Consider the following 18944-nt stretch of genomic DNA (forward strand, 5'->3'; position numbering starts at 1 on the left):
GGCTGCTGCCGTTCTACGCGAGCGTGCACCGCGGCGCGGGTTACGCGTCGCGGATCTCTACCGAGTGCTACGAGGCCGCCCGCGGATCGGTGGCCGAGTTCCTCGACGCCGCCGACGACCAGGTGGTGGTGTTCACTCGCAATACCACCGATTCGCTGAATCTGCTCGCGTCCTGCGTGCCCGGCGACACGGTGGTGCTCGATATCGAGCACCACGCGAACTTCTTGCCGTGGACCAGGCACGGCCGCCGCGTCGTGCAGGCGGCCGATACCGTCGAGGAGACCGTCGGCAGGCTGGTCGCCGAGTTGTGCAGCAAGCCGGCCGCGTTGCTCGCGGTGACCGGCGCGTCGAACGTCACCGGCGAGGTGCTTCCGTTGGAGCGGCTGGCCACCATCGCGCACCAGTGCGGCGCCCGGATCCTGGTCGACGCGGCCCAGCTGGCTCCGCACCGGCGGATCAGCCTGCGCGACATCGGAATCGACTACCTGGCCTGCTCCGGCCACAAGCTGTACGCGCCCTTCGGCGCTGGTGTGCTGGTGGGCAAGCGCGATTGGCTCGACGCGGCGCAACCCTATCTATCCGGCGGCGGGGCGGTTCGCGAGGTGAGCACTACCGAGACCGAGTGGGCGCCCGCTCCGCAGCGGCACGAGGCCGGGTCGCCGAACGTGCTCGGCGCCGCCGCGCTGGCCGCCGCTTGTGACGCGCTCGGTGCCATCGATGTCGAAACCCTTGCCGCCCACGAGAAACGGCTCGCCGACCGGCTCCGCGACGGCCTCGTCGCGATCCCGGGTGTGCGCCTGCTGCGGATCTGGTCCGACAGCCCCGACTCGGTCGGCATCGTCGCCTTCGCGCTCGACGGATTCGCTCCCGGTCATGTCGCCGCCTACCTCTCCGCCGAACACGGCATCGGCGTGCGCGACGGACGCTTCTGCGCCCACCCGCTGCTCGCCCGCCTCGGCCTGGACGGTGCCCTGCGCGCGAGCATCGGCCTCGGCACCACCTCCGCCGACGTGGACCGCCTGATCGACGCCGTGTCCACCCTCGTGACCACCGGCCCCACTTGGGACTACGCCCCCACGAACGGCCTGTGGAACCCCACTCCCGAAACCCGCCCCTTCACCTCCACCGCCCCCACCGGCGCGGCCCCCTGCCTGATCGGCTGACGACGCGGTCCGAGCGGCGCTGCCGGATACTATCGGCGTATCCGGCAACCCGACCTCGAGGTGGACCTATGAGCATGCTGCCCGTCTGGGCCACCGACCCGGGCGCTCTCCTCATCACGGAGGAGGACTACGACGCGCTGCCGGAAGACGTCCAGCGGCAGATCGAGGTGGTCGACGGCCACGTGATCGTGTGCCGCAGCGGAACCTTCCAGCACAACAACGTGGCCCGGCGGCTGGCGAACTCTTTGGAGCAGGCGAGCCCCGATGAGCCGTGCACCGGCGTGGTGACAGATTTCGAGATGCACTACGTCCGGAGCCGTCCGGCGGGCCCGGGCTTCTCGTTCCGCCGCCCGGATGTCGCGTTGTACCGGTGCATCGACGGCGATCGGAAACTGACGACCGCGGACGTACTTCTGGTGGTGGAGGTCGTCTCGCCGGGATCGGAGTACACCGACACCGTCGACAAGTGTGCCGAGTATGCGAACGAGGGGATCCCGATCTATCTGATCGTGCACTTGGCCGCCGATCGCACAGTGAAGATCATCCAGGAGTACCGCCTCGACTGGGCGAGCCGCAGCTACCGGCTGGCCGAGACACACCAGGAGGTGCTCCGGCTGACCGATCCCTTTCCGGTCTACATCGAATTCGGCGCCTTGGACGGAGCCTGAGATGTCGCGCCGAGGTCCAGGTAAGCGGCTGCAGCACAGCGCCGCACACCGCCGAGGAGGATGAGATCAATGGCTGAGCGTGGTGATTGGGCCAGATTTGTTCAGTCGCCCAGCAACGTCGGGCGGTAGTAGCGGCCGTTGTAGTACAGGAGGGGGGCCGCGGCGGGCTCTTCGTCGGTGTTGTCGTGGACTCGGGTGACCAGGCCGACGACGAAGGTGTGGTCGCCGATGGGGATGAGCTGCTGCACGGTGGTGCGCAGCCAGATGGGGGTGCCGTGCAGGACCGGCTCGCCGGTGTCCAGGGAGGTCCACAGGGAGCGGTCGGTGAATCGCTCCTCGGCGGCGCGGGAGAACCGGTGGGCCAGGTGCTGCTGGTGTTCGCCGAGGAAGTGGATGACCACGGATTCGGCGTCCAGCATGGCGGTCAGGCTGGAGGACGTGTGCGCGATGTTGAACGAGACCAGCGGCGGGTCCAGCGAGAGCGACGCGAAGGAGGTGGCGGTGAAGCCGACCGGCCCCCGCGGCGAACTGAGCGTGACGACGGTGACGCCCGCGGGGTAGTGGCGCATGGAGGCGCGATACTGCTCGGCGGTGATGCCGCTCAGATCATCGGGAATCTGGAGTTCCGTCTCGGGCCGTGATGCTTCTGTCACAGGACGAAACTACGCCGGGTCGCCGAGCCGGCACGCCAGCGCGTGGTGCTGGATGCTGTCCACCGGTCAGTCCACATCGATCGGAAGACCCGCGGTGATTCGCAGCAGCTCCGGGAACGACGTGCGGAAAATAGTGTTCGGGTGCCCGCCGGCGGCCCAGAGTTCGCGATGCCGCGACAGCACGTTATCCACCCAGGTCGGCAGGTTGGTCGGATGGCCGACCGGTGCGACACCGCCGATCGGCTGGCCGGTGACCTCGCGCACCAGCTTGGCGGGCGCCCGGGTGAGCGTGCCCTCCAGGCGCGCGCCGGTGTTCGCCAGGTCGACCTGGTGCGCGCCGGAGACCAGCAGCAGCACCGGGTCGTCGTCGAGCAGGAAGACCAGCGATTTCGTGATCGCGCCCACGTCGACGCCGAGCGCTGCGGCGGCGTCCGCGGCGGTGTGCGTCGGCTCCGGCTGGGCCATGATCAGGCCGTGGTGGCCTCGGGCGATGAGGGTATCGGCGACCCGGCAGGCGACCGGTGGCAATGACGACCTGCGCATCTCACCAGGGTAGAGCGATTGCGGGCGGTACGCCGCGCGAGTCGCGCACCGGTTCAGTATTCCGGATACCCCTCGATGGGCCCGAGCATCCCGGAGATCCGCGCACGGGTGATCCGCGCGAGCTGGGCCACGTCGTGCGACGAGACCTGCTCGTGCACAAGCGCTTCGAAGGCGCGGTCGACATCACGCTGGGAGAGGGCGAGTAGTTCGACATCCGCCTTGGTGAGCAGCGCGTCCCGGTCGGGGTAGGGGCGGCCGTCGGTCAGCTTCGCCGCCCAGGTGACATTGCAGCAGCATTCGTACAGCGCGTGAATCGCGCGGCCACGCGGCATTTCATTGAATCGGTCGAGGCCGATTCCGCGATGCATCAGCATGATCTCCTCCGAACCCGATCAATGAGGTTTGCTGACTCGACCATGATCCGGCCTCCTCCGAACCGGGAACCAGTGCGGTGCTGCTAATTTGCACAGGATTTACACGCTGCGAGGTTTGCGCGGTGCGTCCTGCATGCCGGAGTGTCCCGGCCCGGAGTTCCGATCTCATTTTCTCTCGATACGCTGTACAAATGACAGATTGGCAGGCTTTTACCGTCGAAACCAAGGACACCGTCGCGCAGGTGACGCTGACCGGCCCTGGCAAGGGCAATGCGATGGGCCCGGATTTCTGGCGCGAGCTGCCGGAGATCTTCCAGGCGCTGGACACCGATCCCGAGGTCCGCGCGATCGTGCTGACGGGTTCCGGAAAGCACTTCTCCTACGGTCTCGACTTGCCCGCGATGAGCGGCACGTTCGGCCCGCTGCTGGCCGATCGCGCCTTGGCTGCGCCGCGCACCGACTTCCTGACCGAGATACGGGGTATGCAGGCTTCGGTCACGGCGGTGGCGGACTGCCGCAAGCCGGTGATCGCCGCGATCGCCGGGTGGTGCATCGGCGGTGGGCTGGACCTCATCGCCGCCGCCGACATCCGCTACGCCAGCGCCGACGCGAAGTTCAGCCTGCGCGAGGCCAAGGTCGCGATCGTCGCCGACATCGGGTCGCTGCACCGGCTGCCCGGCATCATCGGCGAGGGGCACCTACGTGAGCTCGCCTATACAGCCAAGGACATCGACGCCGCGCGCGCGGAGAAGATCGGCCTGGTCAACGAGGTCTTCCCGGATCAGGAGGCGGTGCTGGACGCGGCGCACGCCACCGCGCGCGAGATCGCCGCGAACCCGCCGCTGGTCGTGCAGGGTGTCAAGGATGTGCTGGATCAGCGGCGCAAGGACGAGGTCGCCGCTGGCCTGCGCTACGTCTCGGCGTGGAATGCCGCGTTCCTGCCCTCGGAGGACTTGACCGAGGCGATCAAGGCGGTCTTCGAGAAGCGCGCGCCCGAGTTCCGCGGCAAGTGAGTCCGACGGCGCGTCCGTGCCGGAACGGACGCGCCGTGCCGAGGGTGGGCAAGGTGATTCGCCCCAGGGTTGCCCTCCGTCACCCTAGGGGTGGCTGTGCGGGGCGGCGATCGCCCATAACGTCTGTGACGTCAGAAATTCCGCCCCGCATTCAGGAGCACGAACAATGCGTATCAAGTCCATTCTCGCCGCTGGTCTGCTGGCCATCGCCGCCGTCGCCGGGGTGTCGACGGCAGCTTCGGCCTCAGCCGCGCCGGGATACCAGGACGTCGCCTATGGCGGCACCTACGTCGGCACCTACGCCACTTTCGACGCCTGCCGCGCCGACGGCACCTCGCCGAGCACCGGCGGCTACTACTGGGAGTGCGTCGAGACCTACAGCGGCTGGGATCTCTACATCTACTACTGAGCCACCTGTCACTGAGAAGGGGCATCCGGTATCCGGATGTCCCTTTTCGCCCTTCGGTCCACGATGGGCCGGGAAGACGAAGCGGGGAGCCCGGAACACCGGACTCCCCGCTTCGTTTGTGCCTTACGGGCTTTCAGTGCCCGCCCTGGTCTTTCAGGCGCTGGATGGAAGCCTCGACCTCGGCCTCGGCCTCGGCGCGGCCGACCCACTCCGAACCCTTGACGTACTTGCCGGGCTCGAGGTCCTTGTAGCGCTCGAAGAAGTGCTTGATCGCGGCGAGCTCGAACTCCGGGACGTCCTTCAGGTCCTGGATGTGGTCCCAGCGCGGGTCGCCCGCGGGCACGCACAGGATCTTGTCGTCGCCGCCCGCCTCGTCGACCATCTTGTACATCGCGACCGGACGGGCCTCGACGATCACGCCGGGGAACACCGAGTCGGGCAGCAGGACCAGCGCGTCCAGCGGGTCACCGTCCTCGCCGAGGGTGTTCTCGATGTAGCCGTAGTCGGCGGGATAGACCATGGACGTGTACAGGAACCGGTCGAGCCGGACCCGGCCGGTCTCGTGATCGACCTCGTACTTGTTCCGGGACCCCTTCGGGATCTCGATGGTGACGTCGAACTCCACGCCATCTCCTTCACTGCATCGGTGCCGAGCCTGCGACTCGGCTTCTTTTCGGCGACTGCCGACTCGGCCGCTGCGAGAGTGCCGACTCGCCAGGTTGTTCGGGGGAACGGTTGCGCAACGAGGATAGTGTGGTCGGCGGGGAGATGGGTGCGGCAGGCGGCTGCTGCGGGAATCGGTCAGGAGAGCGGCGGCGACGTGTTTGGTGGCAACGAGAACATCGGTGGGCTGGCTGCCCGGCGCAGGCGCAACAGATCGATCGGCGTGGCGGTCACGCTGGGCGTATTGCTCGGGGTCGTGGTGGTTGCGCTTTTCACAGTACGACCGTGGACCGCCGAATTCCGGCACGGCAGGCTGACCATCGCAGCGCCGCCCGCGCCGGTCGAGCCGTCGCCGCAGGTCAGCCCCGCACGCTCGAACGCGCCCGCGCCGAGTCCGGCGGGAATCGCCGCGGCGCTGGCCCCGGTGATCGGCAACCCGGACCTCGGAGCGTTCGCCGGTCAGGTGACCGATGCCGACAGCGCGATGGTGCTGTGGAGCGGCGACGCGAACAAACCGATGATCCCCTCGTCCACCGCCAAGATCCTGACAACGGCGGCTGCTCTGCTCACGCTGCCCGCCGAGCACCGGGTCACCACCAGGGTGGTCGCCGGTTCGACGCCGAACGAATTGGTGCTGGTCGGCGGGGGCGATCCGACGCTCACCGCGCAGCCGGACGGCAAGGGCTACTACCCGAACGGGCCGCGCCTGTCCGATCTGGTGGCCCAGATCAAAGCCGCGGGCCGACCCGTGGACACGATCGTCGTCGACACCTCCGCCTACACCGGCCCGACCATGGCTCAGGGCTGGGACCCGATCGACATCCCCGAGGGGTCCATCGCTCCGATCGAGCCGGTGATGATCGATGGCGGCCGCCTGCAACCGCTCGTCGAATACTCGCCGCGCACCGCCACGCCCGCTCTCGACGCGGGGCGGCGCCTGGCCACCGACCTCGGGCTCGACCCCGCCCTGGTCCGGATAGGCGTCGCGCCGCAGGGCGCGGCGGAGGTTGCCAGCGTGCGGTCGGCGCCACTGCGCGATCGGCTGCGCGACATGATGGTCTACTCCGACAATGTGCTCGCCGAGACGATCGGACGGGAGATCGCGACGGCGACCGGCGGCGAGGCTTCCTTCAGCGGCGGGGTCGCCGCGGTGCGCGCGGCGCTGCGCACGGCCGGTTTCGATGTCACCGGCTTGGATATGCACGACAGCAGCGGGCTTTCGGTCGACGACCGGCTTCCCGCCCGATTGCTCGACCGAGTCGTGGCGACCGCGGCCAAGCCCACCGGCGCCGCCATGGTGCAACCGGCGGGCACCAAGGCCAAGCCGGAGAACGACCGGATCGCGGCGACCTTGGCGCCGATGCTCGACGATCTGCCGGTCGCGGGTGCGACCGGCTCGTTGACCAGCCGATACGTCACCAGGGACCGGCAGGGCGCGGGCTGGGTCCGGGCCAAGACCGGAACTCTGTCGGTGTCCAGCGCGTTGGTCGGGTATGTGCTGGACGCCGATGGGCGGGTGCTGACTTTCGCTCTGATGTCGAACGATCGACCGCCGGAGGTGAGCAGGCCCGCTTTGGACGCGATCGCAGGCACGCTGCGAAACTGTGGATGCTCGTGACGGGTGGTTGACCATGACCCAGCAAGATTCCGGCCCAGTGGGCGCAGTCGAGCGGCGGAAGGGTCGTACAGGTCTGTCCGGCGTGGTCGATTGGCGCTTGGCCGCGAAAACCGGTTCCGCGCTGGTGCCTGCGGGTCCGCGCACATCGCGCTACTCGGCCGAACAGGTCGTCGCGGAACTGGCCGACGCGTCGGTACGCGCCGAAGCACCGGTTCGCGAGGTGAGCGGATTGCTGGACGACCGTCCGGTGCCGGTCGCCAGGATCGTCGACCGGCCGGGCTGGATCACGGCCGCCGCCGACTCCATGGCCCAGCTCACCGGCACCGGTGGTGCACCCACGGGAACCAAGCTGTTCGCGGGCAAGCCCGCCGGTGTGCAGGCTGGCGCGATGCTCGCGTTCCTGTCCACCGCGATCCTCGGCCAGTACGACCCGTTCACGGGGCCTGACGGCACCCTGCTGCTGGTCGCGCCGAACATCGTGGCGGTGGAGCGTGCGCTCGGGGTGTCGCCGAGCGATTTCCGGCTCTGGGTCTGCCTGCACGAGGTGACGCATCGGGTGCAGTTCTCCTCCGCGCCCTGGCTGGCCGAGTACATGCGCGCCAACGTCGAGGTGCTCGGCGAAGTCGGCGACGAGCCGCTGGCCGAGATGCTCTCCCGGCTGGTCGAGGAGCTGCGCGAACGTCGTCGCGGCGGTGTCGCCGACGACCCGGCCGCGCGCGGCGTGGTCGGCCTGCTGCGCGCCACCCAGGCGCCGCCACAGCGCGAGGCGCTCGACCGCCTGCTGATGCTGGGCACCCTGCTGGAAGGGCACGCCGATCACGTCATGGACGCGGTCGGTCCCGCGGTCGTGCCGACGGTGCAGCAGATTCGCACCGCTTTCGATCAGCGCCGCAGGCGTCCGACCAATCCGCTGCAACGCCTGCTGCGCGCCCTGCTCGGCGTGGACGCGAAGGTCGCGCAGTATGTGCGCGGCAAGAAGTTCGTCGACGAGGTGGTCGGCAGCGTCGGCATGGCGCGGTTCAACACCGTGTGGACCGAGGCGGACGCCCTGCCCCGCACCGACGAGATCGAGCACCCACAACGCTGGATCGAGCGGGTGCTCGGATAGGCCGGCGGGCTTCTGCGCACTGCCGACCCCCAGTCAGGACGGCGATCGGCCCCGCTGACCGCTTCCGAACCGAGCGACACGGTGGTTCCCGCCCGCCGCAGCCCCCGGGCGCGCTGACCCAGGGCGATCACGGATGGCGTCGATCGCTGCCGAACCGGCCGGGCCGACTGCGTCGGCGACAGCGATTCCGACGGGTTTGCCGCGCCGGGACCGTCGGGCGCAGCCAGTCGGTAGGCTGCGCGCATGGGGCGTGCGCCAGGAACGACACCCGGGCGCTTCGGATCGGAGACTGGGCCACCGGGTGCTGGGCGGTCTGCGCCCGATGCCGACGATGTGCGGCGCCTGCCCGAGACCGCCGCCGTGCTCGCCGTCCGCAGGGCGGTGCGGGAGTGGCTGAGCCGGTTCGGTCCGGGCGAAAACCAGGAGCAGGCGGTCGCGGTGGCGCTGTCCGGCGGCGCGGATTCGCTGGCCCTCACGGCGGCGGCGGTGGTGGAGACGAACGCGGTCGACGCGCTGGTGGTCGATCACCGATTGCAGCCGGGGTCGGGTGCGGTTGCCGCCGAGGCGGCGGCCCAGGCGTTGGCACTCGGCTGTCGGTCCGCGCGGGTGCTCGCGGTCGAGGTCGGCACCGAGGGAGGGATGGAGGCGGCGGCGCGCCGGGCTCGATACGCCGCACTGGACGCGGCGCGCAACGGTCTGCCGGTGCTGCTCGGTCACACGCTCGACGACCAGGCCGAAACCGTGCTGCTCGGGCTCGCGCGCGGATCGGGTGGCCGCTCGATTCAGGGCATGGCCGCGTGTGCCGAGCCGTGGGGGCGGCCGTTGCTCGATGTGCGCAGGGAGACGACCCGGCAACTGTGCGCCGACCTGGGAGTGACGCCGCACGACGACCCGCACAACGCGGCGCCGGAGTTCACCAGGGTTCGCCTTCGCACCGAGGTATTACCGCTGCTGGAGCAGATTCTCGGCGGCGGGGTGGCCCCGGCGCTGGCCCGCACGGCCGAGCAACTGCGCGAAGACGGCGCGGTGCTGGACGCGCTCGCCGCGGAACTGCTGCACACCGCGAGTGATGGGCAAGCGCTCGTGATCGAGACGCTCGCCACTGCGCCCGCAGCCCTGCGTAAACGGGCAATTCGGGCATGGCTGCTGGCAGGCGGAGCGAAAGCCCTGACCACCAAGCATTTACAGGCCGTCGACGAGTTGGTGACGGCTTGGCGCGGACAGGGTGGTGTCGCGGTCGGCGGAGGAACGCCAGGGAGCAGGTTGGTCGCAGGGCGCGAACATGGCAGGCTGACACTGCGGCTGGGCGAGAATGGCCATCGGAGGCGATGACGCAGACTCCACCGGCCCATCGGGCTCACCACCACGGAAGGGAATCCAGCTGACGTGTACGGGGACGACATCGCGTCGGTGCTGATCACCGAGGAACAGATCGCCGCCAAGACCCGGGAGCTGGCCGAACTCATCGCCAAGCGCTATCCCGCCGATGCTCCCGAGGGTGATCTGCTGCTGGTCGGCGTGCTCAAGGGTGCGATCTTCTTCATGACCGACCTGGCCAAGGCGCTGCCCATCCCGACCCAGATGGAGTTCATGGCCGTCTCGTCCTACGGGTCGTCCACCTCGTCCTCCGGCGTGGTGCGCATCATGAAAGACCTGGACAAGGACATCGCAGGCCGCAACGTTCTGATCGTCGAGGACATCATCGACTCCGGGCTCACCCTGTCCTGGCTCAAGCGCAACCTGTCCACCCGCAACCCCGCGTCGCTCGAGGTGGTCACGTTGCTACGCAAGCCCGACGCGCTACGCACGCACGTGGACGTCGCGCACGTCGGCTTCGACATCCCGAATGAATTCGTCGTCGGCTACGGCCTCGACTACGCGGAGCGCTACCGGGACCTGCCCTACATCGGCACCCTGGACCCCAAGGTTTACGGGGGCTGATCCCTACCTCGGCAGGATGCCGAAAATGGTTGCGGGGGAACCGGATCCGCCCCGATAGAGCGGTCCGCCCACCAGGACCCATGCCCCGGAGGCGGGTAACCCGGCGAGGTTCGCCAGACATTCCAAGCTGATCCGATGCTCGCCGTAGAGCAGCTTCGACACCGCGTAGGTGTCATCGGTGCCCACATCCGGGCCGAACGTGTCGATGCCGAGCGCGCCGCGGTGGCCGAGCCTGCCGGTGCGCAACAGCCATTCCACCGTTTCCACCGCGAAACCCGGTTGGCGACCGGCCGATTCGCCGGTGCCGATGAACTCCGGTGTGCCCCATTTCGCGTCCCAGCCGGTCCAGGCGATCACTGCGGCGCCGTCCGGAATCCGGCCGTGCTTCTCCTCCCAGCCGCGCAAGTCACCGATCGTGATCGCGTAGTCGCGATCGTTCGCGCACCGCTGCCTGAGGTCGATCTTCACCGCGGGCAGCAGCAGGTCGTCGGGGTCCAGCTGGTCCGCGGCGAGTCCGTCGGCGTCGAAGTGGATCGGCGCGCCCCAGTGCGTCCCGGTGTGCTCGCCCTGCTGGATGTAGCGCAGGTAGTAGCCGTCGTTCGCGATGGTGGCCACGATGTCGGTGCGGAATTCCGGATCGTCCGGGTACAGCGGCGTGGTGGCCGGATCGTGCACGTGCGACAGATTCACCAACCGCCCCAGCGGCCGCGGTGCGGTCATCGCGTTCGCTGCGGAATCGCCCTGGCCACAGCAAGCAGATCGGATTCCAGAAGCCGGAACAGCCGGTAGGTCAGCACGAACGCCAGAATGCCACCCACGCTCAGCACGCGTACCGGAACGATCACCAACCCCAGGTCGGCCGGGTCGACGAAGGTCGCGCTCGCCACACCGAGCAGCGGAACCGACGCCGCGACGCCGAGGTAGAAATTGCCGCGCTTGGCCAAGGCCCGCAGCTGGCTCTCGTCACCGGGACCGATCCCTCCGCGCACCAGCAATTGCGGGTAGACCGAGCGCAGCGAGTACACCATGATCGGGAAGAACGGATAGGCCAGCGCGATCGCCGCACACACCACCTGCGCGGCGAAGAAATGCAAGAACGTCTTCGGCGGTAGGTCGACACCCGAGAACGCCAGTCCCAGCGGCCAGATGATGCCCGCGACCAGCCAGAAGCCGAACGGCACCCACACCGCCCAATCACCCATCAGCAACGTGTCACGCCGTGCTTTCGCGAGCGTGCTCGCGGAGTACTCGCCACCGTGTTTGAGACGGTAAGCGAGCGCGAGCGGACGCCGGGTGAGGAACAGCAGCAGCAGCGCGGCCACCGGGAACGCGATCAGGTTGTTGATCAATCCGACCGCCGCGAATTTCTCCTGGGCGGCCGGCGACATCCGGTCGATGATCAGGGTCTGGTTCAGCTGGATGTTGTAGAAGCTCGCCAGCAAGTTCGGCACGCCGATGCACAGCGCCGCGATCGGAAGCAGCCAGCCGCGGGCCCGGTAGGCGAAGCTGTCCGGCGGGGGATCGACCAGGTCGCGCGCGTGGGCGTCCAGGCACAGGTCGAGTTGAACGGCGAGTTCGGCGCCGCTGCGCCACCTGTGCTTCGGGTCCACGTGCAGGCATTCCAACAGCACGCGGCGCAGTGCGGCCGGTGTTCCCTCCGGCACGCGCGACAGCGCCACCGCCGAGACGCCGCGTCGGCGCGCCGCGAGCATTCCCGCGTAGGTTTCGGCGGTCGGTCCGGACTCGGCGAGCGGTGGGTCATCGAACGGGCTCGCCCCCGTGAGCATCTCCCACAGCAGGACCCCGAGGGAATACACATCGCTGCTGTCGCCCGGCGCGGGCGCGTCGGGATCGAGGTAGCGCGCCAACTGCTCGGGCGAGCGGTAGGCCAGCGAATCTGTCGCGACGGCGGCCTGCGGCACCCCGTTCCTGCGCGGTCCCGACTCGCCGAGGGCGAAATCCGCGAGCTTCGGGATGCCCTCGGCGGTGAACAGGACGTTCGCCGGTTTGATGTCGTGGTGCAGCACGCCGTGGTTCGCGGCGTACTCCAGCGCGTCGGCCAGCCGCCTGCCCACCCACGCCACGGTCTCCGGCCAGCTCAGCCGCGCGATCTCGGCGCGCACGCTGGAATCCGATGGCCGGATCTCGCTCTTGGCCTCCATGGCACTGTCCACCGCGCGCAGCAGCAGCGCGCCGCCGTCGGCCACCGGTCCGCGACAACGTTGCTCGAGCACGCCGACCGCGCTGCCGCCCGGGAGGTACTGCATGTAGACGAGGCGGGGGAGGGCGGTCGCAGCGGCCGAGGGAAGGGTCGCACCGCGCGGCGCCGGAGATGTGGCTGCGGTGTGGTCCGGTGGACCGACGAACGTCGAGGATTCGGTTGACCGGTCGACGAGCGTTGCGTCGCGGTGGGTGAGGACGACGGTGCCTTCGGCCTCGGAGGATGTTTCGTCAGACCGTTCCGCTCCGTTGTGTCGTCGGGGCGAAGTGCGGCGGGATGTACCGGCGGCAGCGTCTGGATCAGGGGTCTGGGCGGTCGTGACGTCGAGACCAGGCGGCATGGCGACAGTGGTATCTCCGCCGGGCGCGTGTGGTGCGGCGACGGTCGTGTCGCCGGCGTCGTCGGGGCCGATTGCCTCGCGGCCCGTAGGTCGCGCGGCGATTGTGGCGTCGGGATCGAAGGGTCCGGCGACGGTGGTGTCGAGGTCGGGCGGCGGCTCGGCGATGGTGGTATCTCCGCCAGGCGCGTGTGGTGCGGCGACCGTTGTGTCTCGGGCGTGGTTGTCGGGGGCGATTGCCTCGCGGCCCGTAGGTCGTCCGGCGATTGTGGCGTCGGGATCGAAGGGTGCGGCGACGGTGGTGTCGAGGTCGGGCGGCGGCTCGGCGATGGCGGCGCCCGCATGGTTGCGGGCGGGTGCGGCGGAAACGGTCAGGGTGCGTGCGATTTCGGGGCTGAGCACCCGCTGGTCGAAGACACGCACGATGTGGGCGTGGTCGAGCTGGGCCATCGTCTGCGGTGCGCCCGCCCGTCCGGCCGAGAACCGCACGGCGACCAGTCGCTGCATGGATCGCTGCCTGGCGAGGAAGACCCGGCCGAGCAGGCTGCCACCCAGGTCGGTGAGCAGGTCGAAGTCCTCGATGCGCAGGCCAGGGGAGAGATCGGCCAACGCGGCGGCGGCCGCGCTCGACTCGGCGATATCGACGTCCGCGGCGTCGTCGGCGGCGAAGTCGGCGAGGCGTTCGCGAACCTCGTCGGCCAGATCCGGGTACTCGGCGAGAAAGTCGGGCAGCGGCAGTGGTGCGTGTCTGCGGCGCGCCAGGAACTCCTCGCACACGAGCTCGACGAGTTCGGGGCTGTCGTCTACTTCGGGGAATTCCTCCCGGTACTCGGCGACGCGTTTGCCGAGTCCTTCGCGTTCCCAGCGCCGCCGCAGATCGACTCGCACCAGATCGGTGAGCACGGCCAGACGCACCTGCGTGGCGTCGGGCACGTAGTCCGAGATCCGCGGCGGCACCCGATCATCTTGGAGGCTGCGTTGCCATGCGGTGGCGAACCGGGCGACAGCGTCGGCGCGCGAGGAGGTCACCTGCCGGTCTCCGCCACGTCCGCTTCGACGCGCGCCTGGCGGTCCGGGCGCGAGCCCGCTACGGCGGATTCCGGGTCGACCACGCGCTCGAGTGCCCGCAGGTCCGCCTCGAGCGAACGGAACAGCAGATAGGTGCCCACGAACGCGATTATGCCGCCGACGCACAGCAGCCGTACCGCGAAGATCACCGACGGGATGTCCTCGGCGGGGAGGAAGGTCACCCCGGCGACCGCGAGCAGCGGCACCGACGCGGCCACCGCCAGGTACCAGTTGCAGCGCTGGTCCAGCCCGCGCAGCCACACCGCGTCCTCGGGACTTATGTCCCCGTGCCGCAGGAACAACGGGTAGATGCACCGCACCATGTAGAAGGTCAGCAGGAAGAACGGATAGGCCACTGCGATCGCCCCGCACACCACCAGCGAGGAGAAGAAGTGCACCACGTCCCCTCTCGGTATGTCTCCGGTGGACAGCTGTAGCGCGAGCGGGAAGATGGCGCCCGCCAATACCCACAGCGAAAACGCCACGGCGACCGCACGATCGCCCATCAGCAGCGCGTCACGTCTGGCACGCCGCAGGATGTCCGGGTCGTATCGTCGTCCTTTGCGCAAACCGCGCGGCACCGTCAGCACATATCTGGCCATGTACAACACGAGCGCGATGCCGGCAGGGAAGAAGATCGCGTTCACGACGCTGGTGATGATGAGGAAGGTCCGCTCGGCTTCCTCGGTCATCCGGCTGATGATCAGCTGCTGGTTGTGCTGGATGTTGTACAGCGAGGCGAGCACATTCGGCAGCGCAACCGATATCAGCGCCACGAGCACGATGTGCGGGCGCAGCCGCCGCCGCCAGCTGTTCGGCGCGGGGTCGACCAGTTCCCGCGCGCGTTGGTCCAGGCACATCTCCAGCTGTCTGGCCAGGACCGCGCCGCTGGACCACCGGCCGTCGCGCTCAGGCGCCAGGCAGCTCAGCAGGATGCGGCGCAGGGCGGCCGGGCAGTCGGGCGGAACTCGATCCAGCGCCGCGGCGTCCACACCGGCGCTGCGGCGCTCCAGCATGGCCTCCAGGGTGGTGTCGTCGCTCTGATCGCCCGCGCCCGCCGTGCTGTCGTCGAATGGCTTGGCTCCGGTGAGCAGTTCCCAGAGCACCACGCCGAGCGAGTAGATGTCGGCGCGGGTGTCCAGGTCGGCGGCGCTGCGGTCGAAGCTGGGATGGCAGGCCTCCAGCTGTTCCGGCGACATGTAGGCCAGCGACCCGCCGAAGTAGGCGACCGGGCTGGTGCCCTCCACATTGCGACTGAAGCTGATGTTGAAGTCGGCCAGTTTCGGCACGGCTTCGGCGGTGAGCAGCACGTTGGCCGGTTTCACATCTCGGTGCAGCACGCCGTGCGAGGAGGCGTAGTCCAGCGCTTCGGCCAGCCTGCGCCCGAGCCAGGCCACCGTCTCCGGCCAGCTCAGCGCCGCGATCTCGGCTCGCACGCTGGAGTCGGTCGGCCGGATCTCGCCTTTCTCCTCCATCGCCGCGTCGACGGCGTTCAGCAGCAGTTGCCCACTGCGTTCGGTGGGTGGGGTGGAGCGCACCCAGCGCAGCACCCCGAGCAGCGTGCCACCGGGCAGGAATTGCATGTAGAGCAGCCGGAGCCGGCGCGCGGCGCCCTCGGCGTCGCCGAGCAGCCGCTGGTCGAAGACCCGCACGATGTAGTCGTGGTCCAGCTGGGCCAGTGTCTGCGGCTCGGTGCCGTGATCGGCGGAGATCTTGACCGCGACCAGCCGTTGCAGCGACCGCTGCCGGGCCAGGAAGACCCGGGCGAACGCACCGCTGCCCAAACCGGTGAGCAGATCGAAGTCATCGATCTGCTGACCGATTTCGATCTGGTCGAGCGCGTTGACCTGGCTCGGCCCGGTCGCGATCGTGGTGGGAACGGCGGTGGCCGTGCCCGTCAGATCGGCGGTGGTCGTTCTGGTCACCTCAGAACCACGATCGGCTGCGACGGTTTGGTTCAATACGGTGTCGGCGAGATCGGAGCGGGCGGGCGCGAAGGCGGTTCTGGTGGAGTCCTCCAGCACCGCGCGCCGGGTGCTCTGGTCTATCTCGTCGGCGTTCAGCAAGGCGCGCAGATCCTCCGCCTGAGCGGGATATTCGCGCAGACAATCGCGCGGATCGACCCGTTCCCCGCTGTGGCGGCGGATGACGAACTCCTCGTACACCAGACCGGCCGGGATTTCCTCGGGAGTGAGTTCGGGGAATTCGGCGCAGTAATCAGCCAGGCGTTTGCGTGCGGCTGGTTCCGGCGCGGCGCCCTTGCCCGCCGGGGGACGGCGCAGCCAGCGATGGCGTAAGTCGACGCGGATCAACTCGAGCAATGCCTCACGGCGCAACGTGGTCGCGTCCGGCAGATACTCGGCGATCTCGGGCGGGCGGCGAGTGGATTCCCATGCCGCGGAGAAGGCCGCTACCGCGCTGAATTCGGCATGTGACAGGTCGTCATAGCCCGCACCGGTGGCCGCACCTGTGTAGGTATCGGAACTGCTCTCAGAGTTCGCGCTCATACTCGGACCTAAGGGGCTCGGCGGACGCCGCGGAATCCGCAGCGGTCGATCGGTGGATGTGCCGCAAAAATTCTCCGCCACACCCGACACCATCATCCCCCGCGCCGTATTCGAAATGATAACTTGCGGCTCGACAGTGGATCACCCGATTTCGACAACGATGCGACGGGGGATGACAGCACATGTCTGATGATGCCGCGGTGATGGCGGACGGCTCGATCTCGACGAGAACAACCGCGCCCCGAACGACGATTCGCACGAGCAGGACCGCCGAGGTGGTCGCTCAGCTGTTCTCCGCCGCCGGGGACACGCGGTCCGGGCGCGGTCGGGAAGCCGAGCCGGATCCTGGGCACGACACCGCCGCGGCGATCGCGGCGGCTGTGCGGGACGGCGCGCTGCTGCCCAGCCGGGTGGTCGCGGAGGCAGCGACCTGGATCCGTGCGGCGGAGCGGGAATCGAACGCGCTCCCCGTTCTGCGCGCCGAGTGGGCCATGGCCGACGCCGCCGCGCTGGAGGAGCGAGACGACCTCGACGTGCTGCCGCTGGCCGGTGTGCCGGTGGCGGTCGAACAGGTCGCGTCGATCACGGGCGCGCCCGTGCGGTGGGAGCCGGATGCCGGGCATCCCGTGGCCGCCCGGCTGCGCGGCGCGGGCGCCGTGGTCTTCGGGCTCGTCGCAGGAAACGAGCCGGACCGTCGGGATCCGCCGGCTGCTTCGGATCGCGTCGTGCACAACCCCTGGAACACCGCGCGACACGGGGGCGGATCGGCCGGTGCGGCGGTCGCGGCAGGGCTTGTACCGCTGGCGCACAGCAGTGCCGATCTCGATTCGGTGCGCGTCGCGGCGGCCTGCTGCGGGGTCTTCGGGATCAAGCCCGGGTGCTACACCGCTGCCGGGGCGGGCGGTTGGCCGGGCATGGTGGAGAACGGCGTGCTGGCGACAACGGTGCAGGACGCGGCATTGGCGCTAGCCGTGCTGGCCGCGCGGCCGAACCTAGCCGAGGTGGACCCACCTGGTCGACTACGCATCGGGCTGGCCGTGGATCCACCGTCGCACCTGATACGCGTCGACCGGCATTGGACCGCAGCCGCCCGCAAGGCCGCCTCCGTCGCCGCGGCGGCAGGCCATCTCGTCGAAACGACCGCCGTGCCCTACGGCAGCGCTCTATTCGCGGTCTTCCTACGCTGGCTAGCCGCGGGTGTGCGCGACGCCCCGGCCCTATCCCTACCCCAGCCCGCTCGACTATCGCGTCGCATCCGGCGCCAGCTGGCCCTCAGCCGGACGGTGCATCAGTTGCGGCTCGCGCGCCCAGCCCAGATCGACCGGGTCGAGGCGCGACTACTGGAATTCTTCGACCGATACGACGTGGTGATCACTCCCACGCTCGCCGCCCCGCCACCTATGGAGGGGGCCTGGCACTCCCGCAGTCGGCCGGCCGCTCTGCTCGCCGGCGCGCGGTTCGCCCCCTTCACCCCGCTGTGGAATCTGGTCGGCTGGCCTGCCGCCTCTGTGCCGATGGGCATGCATCCGTTGTCGGGGACGCCTGTGGCGGCGCAGCTCGCCGGTCCGCCCGGCAGTGAATCCACTCTGTTGCGACTGGCCGCGCAACTGGAGAACCGTCACCCTTGGCAGCGCACCGCGCTCTCGGTCAGACGCTGACCGGGGACTGCTGCGCGGCGAACCCGCCGTCGACGGCGCGGCCGGCGAACTCCAGAATGGTGGGCCGGTTGTCGTCGGCCCGCCACGCCACGGCGAGCTCACACGGCGCGAGCCCGGCGACGGGGCGCGCGGTGAGGCCGGGCCAGCGGTACATCGGCACGTTGTTCTCCGCGAGCAGGCAGACACCGAGCCCGAGGCTCACCGCCTCCAGCCGGTCCTCCGGGGTCGCGGCCTCGGCGCCGATCTTCGGCGCGCGGCCGCCACGTCCCTCGTTGCCGAGCCAGAAGTCGCGCACGGCACCGGCTTCGGTCGGCAGCGCGACGAACGGCTCATCCAGCAGGTCGGAGAATTCGATGGTCTCCGAGACCGCCAGCGGGTGGTTCTCCGGAAGCAGCACCCAGCGCGGCTCGGTGCGGAGCACCTGCCAGCGGTAACGGCTCGGGTCGGGGAGCGGAAGCCAGACCAGGGCGAGGTCGGCCTGACGCCCCGCGAGTCCGCTGGACGGATCGGTCCAGGACGCGGCGTGCAGTGCTAGTCGGTGGCCGCTCGCGCTCTCCAGATCGCTGAGCAGGCCGCGGCCGAGCGCGGACTGAATGCCCACGCGCAGCACCTCGCCCGCCTCCTGCAGCGAGACGTTCGTGACTTCCCACAGCTCGAGGATTTTGCGGGCGCCTTCGAGCAGTTCCTTGCCCGCGACGGTCAGGGCGACACTGCGCTGGTTGCGGTCGAACAAGACCACGTCGAGCTGGCGTTCCAGCTGACGGATCTGACGCGACAGGGTGGGTTGAGCGATGTGCAGCCGCTGAGCGGCATTGGTGAAGTGCAGTTCCTCAGCGACGGCGACGAAATACCGCAGGTCGCGCAAATGCGGGTCCATAGCCCCTTGCTATCAGAATCGGTCCTGAATTTCCAGCCTTATCAGGCCGGAAAGTCCGGATACTGGCGCCGAAACAGTCGGCAGGTTTGTTAGAGACAGCATATTGCCTGTCATGGTGCTCCG

At 69.2% G+C, this 18944-nt stretch carries 17 protein-coding genes; 9 read left to right on the forward strand and 8 right to left on the reverse strand.

Features of this window, described 5'->3' with window-relative positions:
- On the forward strand, positions 1–1163 hold a 1163-nt coding region (locus tag NA4_RS12760; protein WP_067469133.1), incomplete at its 5' end, for an aminotransferase class V-fold PLP-dependent enzyme.
- A 68-nt stretch (positions 1164–1231) separates the two neighbouring features.
- Positions 1232–1831 (forward strand): Uma2 family endonuclease, encoded by a 600-nt coding sequence (locus NA4_RS12765; RefSeq protein ID WP_067469136.1) that lies wholly within the window; start codon positions 1232–1234, stop codon positions 1829–1831.
- A gap of 101 nt (positions 1832–1932) precedes the next feature.
- Here NA4_RS12765 and NA4_RS12770 read toward each other — a convergent pair whose 3' ends face one another.
- The 3 genes from NA4_RS12770 to NA4_RS12780 all read right to left on the reverse strand — a co-directional run bounded on the left by NA4_RS12770 (position 1933) and on the right by NA4_RS12780 (position 3401).
- Positions 1933–2484, reverse strand: a complete 552-nt coding sequence (locus tag NA4_RS12770) for a flavin reductase family protein (RefSeq protein WP_067469139.1) — start codon at positions 2482–2484, stop codon at positions 1933–1935.
- A 66-nt stretch (positions 2485–2550) separates the two neighbouring features.
- A complete protein-coding gene (locus NA4_RS12775) occupies positions 2551–3027 on the reverse strand; it encodes a YbaK/EbsC family protein (protein ID WP_067469142.1) in 477 nt (158 codons plus the stop codon).
- A 53-nt stretch (positions 3028–3080) separates the two neighbouring features.
- The gene (locus NA4_RS12780) at positions 3081–3401 is read right to left on the reverse strand and encodes a 2-oxo-4-hydroxy-4-carboxy-5-ureidoimidazoline decarboxylase (RefSeq protein ID WP_067469145.1); all 321 of its coding nucleotides are present in this window, start codon (positions 3399–3401) and stop codon (positions 3081–3083) included.
- A 191-nt stretch (positions 3402–3592) separates the two neighbouring features.
- Between NA4_RS12780 and NA4_RS12785 the strand changes: the two genes are divergently transcribed.
- Together NA4_RS12785 and NA4_RS12790 are read left to right on the forward strand one after the other, a co-directional pair.
- On the forward strand, positions 3593–4414 hold the full coding sequence (locus tag NA4_RS12785) for a crotonase/enoyl-CoA hydratase family protein (protein ID WP_067469147.1): 822 nt from the start codon (positions 3593–3595) through the stop codon (positions 4412–4414).
- 166 nt (positions 4415–4580) lie between these two features.
- Positions 4581–4823 carry a hypothetical protein gene (locus NA4_RS12790; RefSeq protein WP_067469150.1) on the forward strand — a complete coding sequence of 81 codons (243 nt, stop codon included), beginning with the start codon at positions 4581–4583 and terminating at the stop codon, positions 4821–4823.
- 133 nt (positions 4824–4956) lie between these two features.
- Here NA4_RS12790 and NA4_RS12795 read toward each other — a convergent pair whose 3' ends face one another.
- The gene (locus NA4_RS12795) at positions 4957–5448 is read right to left on the reverse strand and encodes an inorganic diphosphatase (RefSeq protein ID WP_067469153.1); all 492 of its coding nucleotides are present in this window, start codon (positions 5446–5448) and stop codon (positions 4957–4959) included.
- Positions 5449–5643: 195 nt separating this feature from the next.
- Between NA4_RS12795 and dacB the strand changes: the two genes are divergently transcribed.
- The 4 genes from dacB to hpt all read left to right on the forward strand — a co-directional run bounded on the left by dacB (position 5644) and on the right by hpt (position 10153).
- Positions 5644–7104, forward strand: coding sequence for a D-alanyl-D-alanine carboxypeptidase/D-alanyl-D-alanine endopeptidase (dacB, locus tag NA4_RS12800; RefSeq protein WP_157128971.1), 1461 nt, complete (start codon positions 5644–5646; stop codon positions 7102–7104).
- 13 nt (positions 7105–7117) lie between these two features.
- Positions 7118–8212 carry an Rv3626c family coenzyme F420 biosynthesis-associated protein gene (locus tag NA4_RS12805; RefSeq protein WP_067469156.1) on the forward strand — a complete coding sequence of 365 codons (1095 nt, stop codon included), beginning with the start codon at positions 7118–7120 and terminating at the stop codon, positions 8210–8212.
- Between the two features lie 333 nt (positions 8213–8545).
- Entirely contained in the window at positions 8546–9544 is a 999-nt protein-coding gene (gene tilS / locus NA4_RS12810; protein ID WP_067469159.1) for a tRNA lysidine(34) synthetase TilS, read from the forward strand.
- A 54-nt stretch (positions 9545–9598) separates the two neighbouring features.
- The gene (gene hpt, locus NA4_RS12815) at positions 9599–10153 is read left to right on the forward strand and encodes a hypoxanthine phosphoribosyltransferase (RefSeq protein WP_067469162.1); all 555 of its coding nucleotides are present in this window, start codon (positions 9599–9601) and stop codon (positions 10151–10153) included.
- A gap of 3 nt (positions 10154–10156) precedes the next feature.
- Here hpt and NA4_RS12820 read toward each other — a convergent pair whose 3' ends face one another.
- From NA4_RS12820 to NA4_RS12830, 3 genes are read right to left on the reverse strand one after another with little or no spacing between them, the layout of a single operon-like run.
- A complete protein-coding gene (locus NA4_RS12820; protein WP_084497036.1) occupies positions 10157–10873 on the reverse strand; it encodes a cyclase family protein in 717 nt (238 codons plus the stop codon).
- A complete protein-coding gene (locus NA4_RS40285) occupies positions 10870–13740 on the reverse strand; it encodes a protein kinase domain-containing protein (protein ID WP_067469168.1) in 2871 nt (956 codons plus the stop codon). Before NA4_RS40285 ends, NA4_RS12820 begins: the two co-directional genes overlap by 4 nt.
- Positions 13737–16286, reverse strand: coding sequence for a protein kinase domain-containing protein (locus NA4_RS12830; protein ID WP_084497038.1), 2550 nt, complete (start codon positions 16284–16286; stop codon positions 13737–13739). The genes NA4_RS40285 and NA4_RS12830 overlap by 4 nt, the downstream gene beginning before the upstream one ends.
- Before the next feature lie 182 nt (positions 16287–16468).
- Between NA4_RS12830 and NA4_RS12835 the strand changes: the two genes are divergently transcribed.
- Positions 16469–17944, forward strand: a complete 1476-nt coding sequence (locus NA4_RS12835) for an amidase family protein (RefSeq protein WP_084497039.1) — start codon at positions 16469–16471, stop codon at positions 17942–17944.
- On the opposite strand, the gene NA4_RS12840 is transcribed toward NA4_RS12835, so the two are convergent.
- Positions 17934–18821 carry a LysR family transcriptional regulator gene (locus tag NA4_RS12840; RefSeq protein WP_067469171.1) on the reverse strand — a complete coding sequence of 296 codons (888 nt, stop codon included), beginning with the start codon at positions 18819–18821 and terminating at the stop codon, positions 17934–17936. The two genes, NA4_RS12835 and NA4_RS12840, sit on opposite strands and share 11 nt — an antisense overlap.
- Between the last annotated feature and the right edge of the window lie 123 nt (positions 18822–18944).

The sequence above is a fragment of the Nocardia amamiensis NBRC 102102 genome (assembly GCF_001612745.1).
GTDB classification, from domain to species: Bacteria; Actinomycetota; Actinomycetes; order Mycobacteriales; family Mycobacteriaceae; genus Nocardia; species Nocardia amamiensis.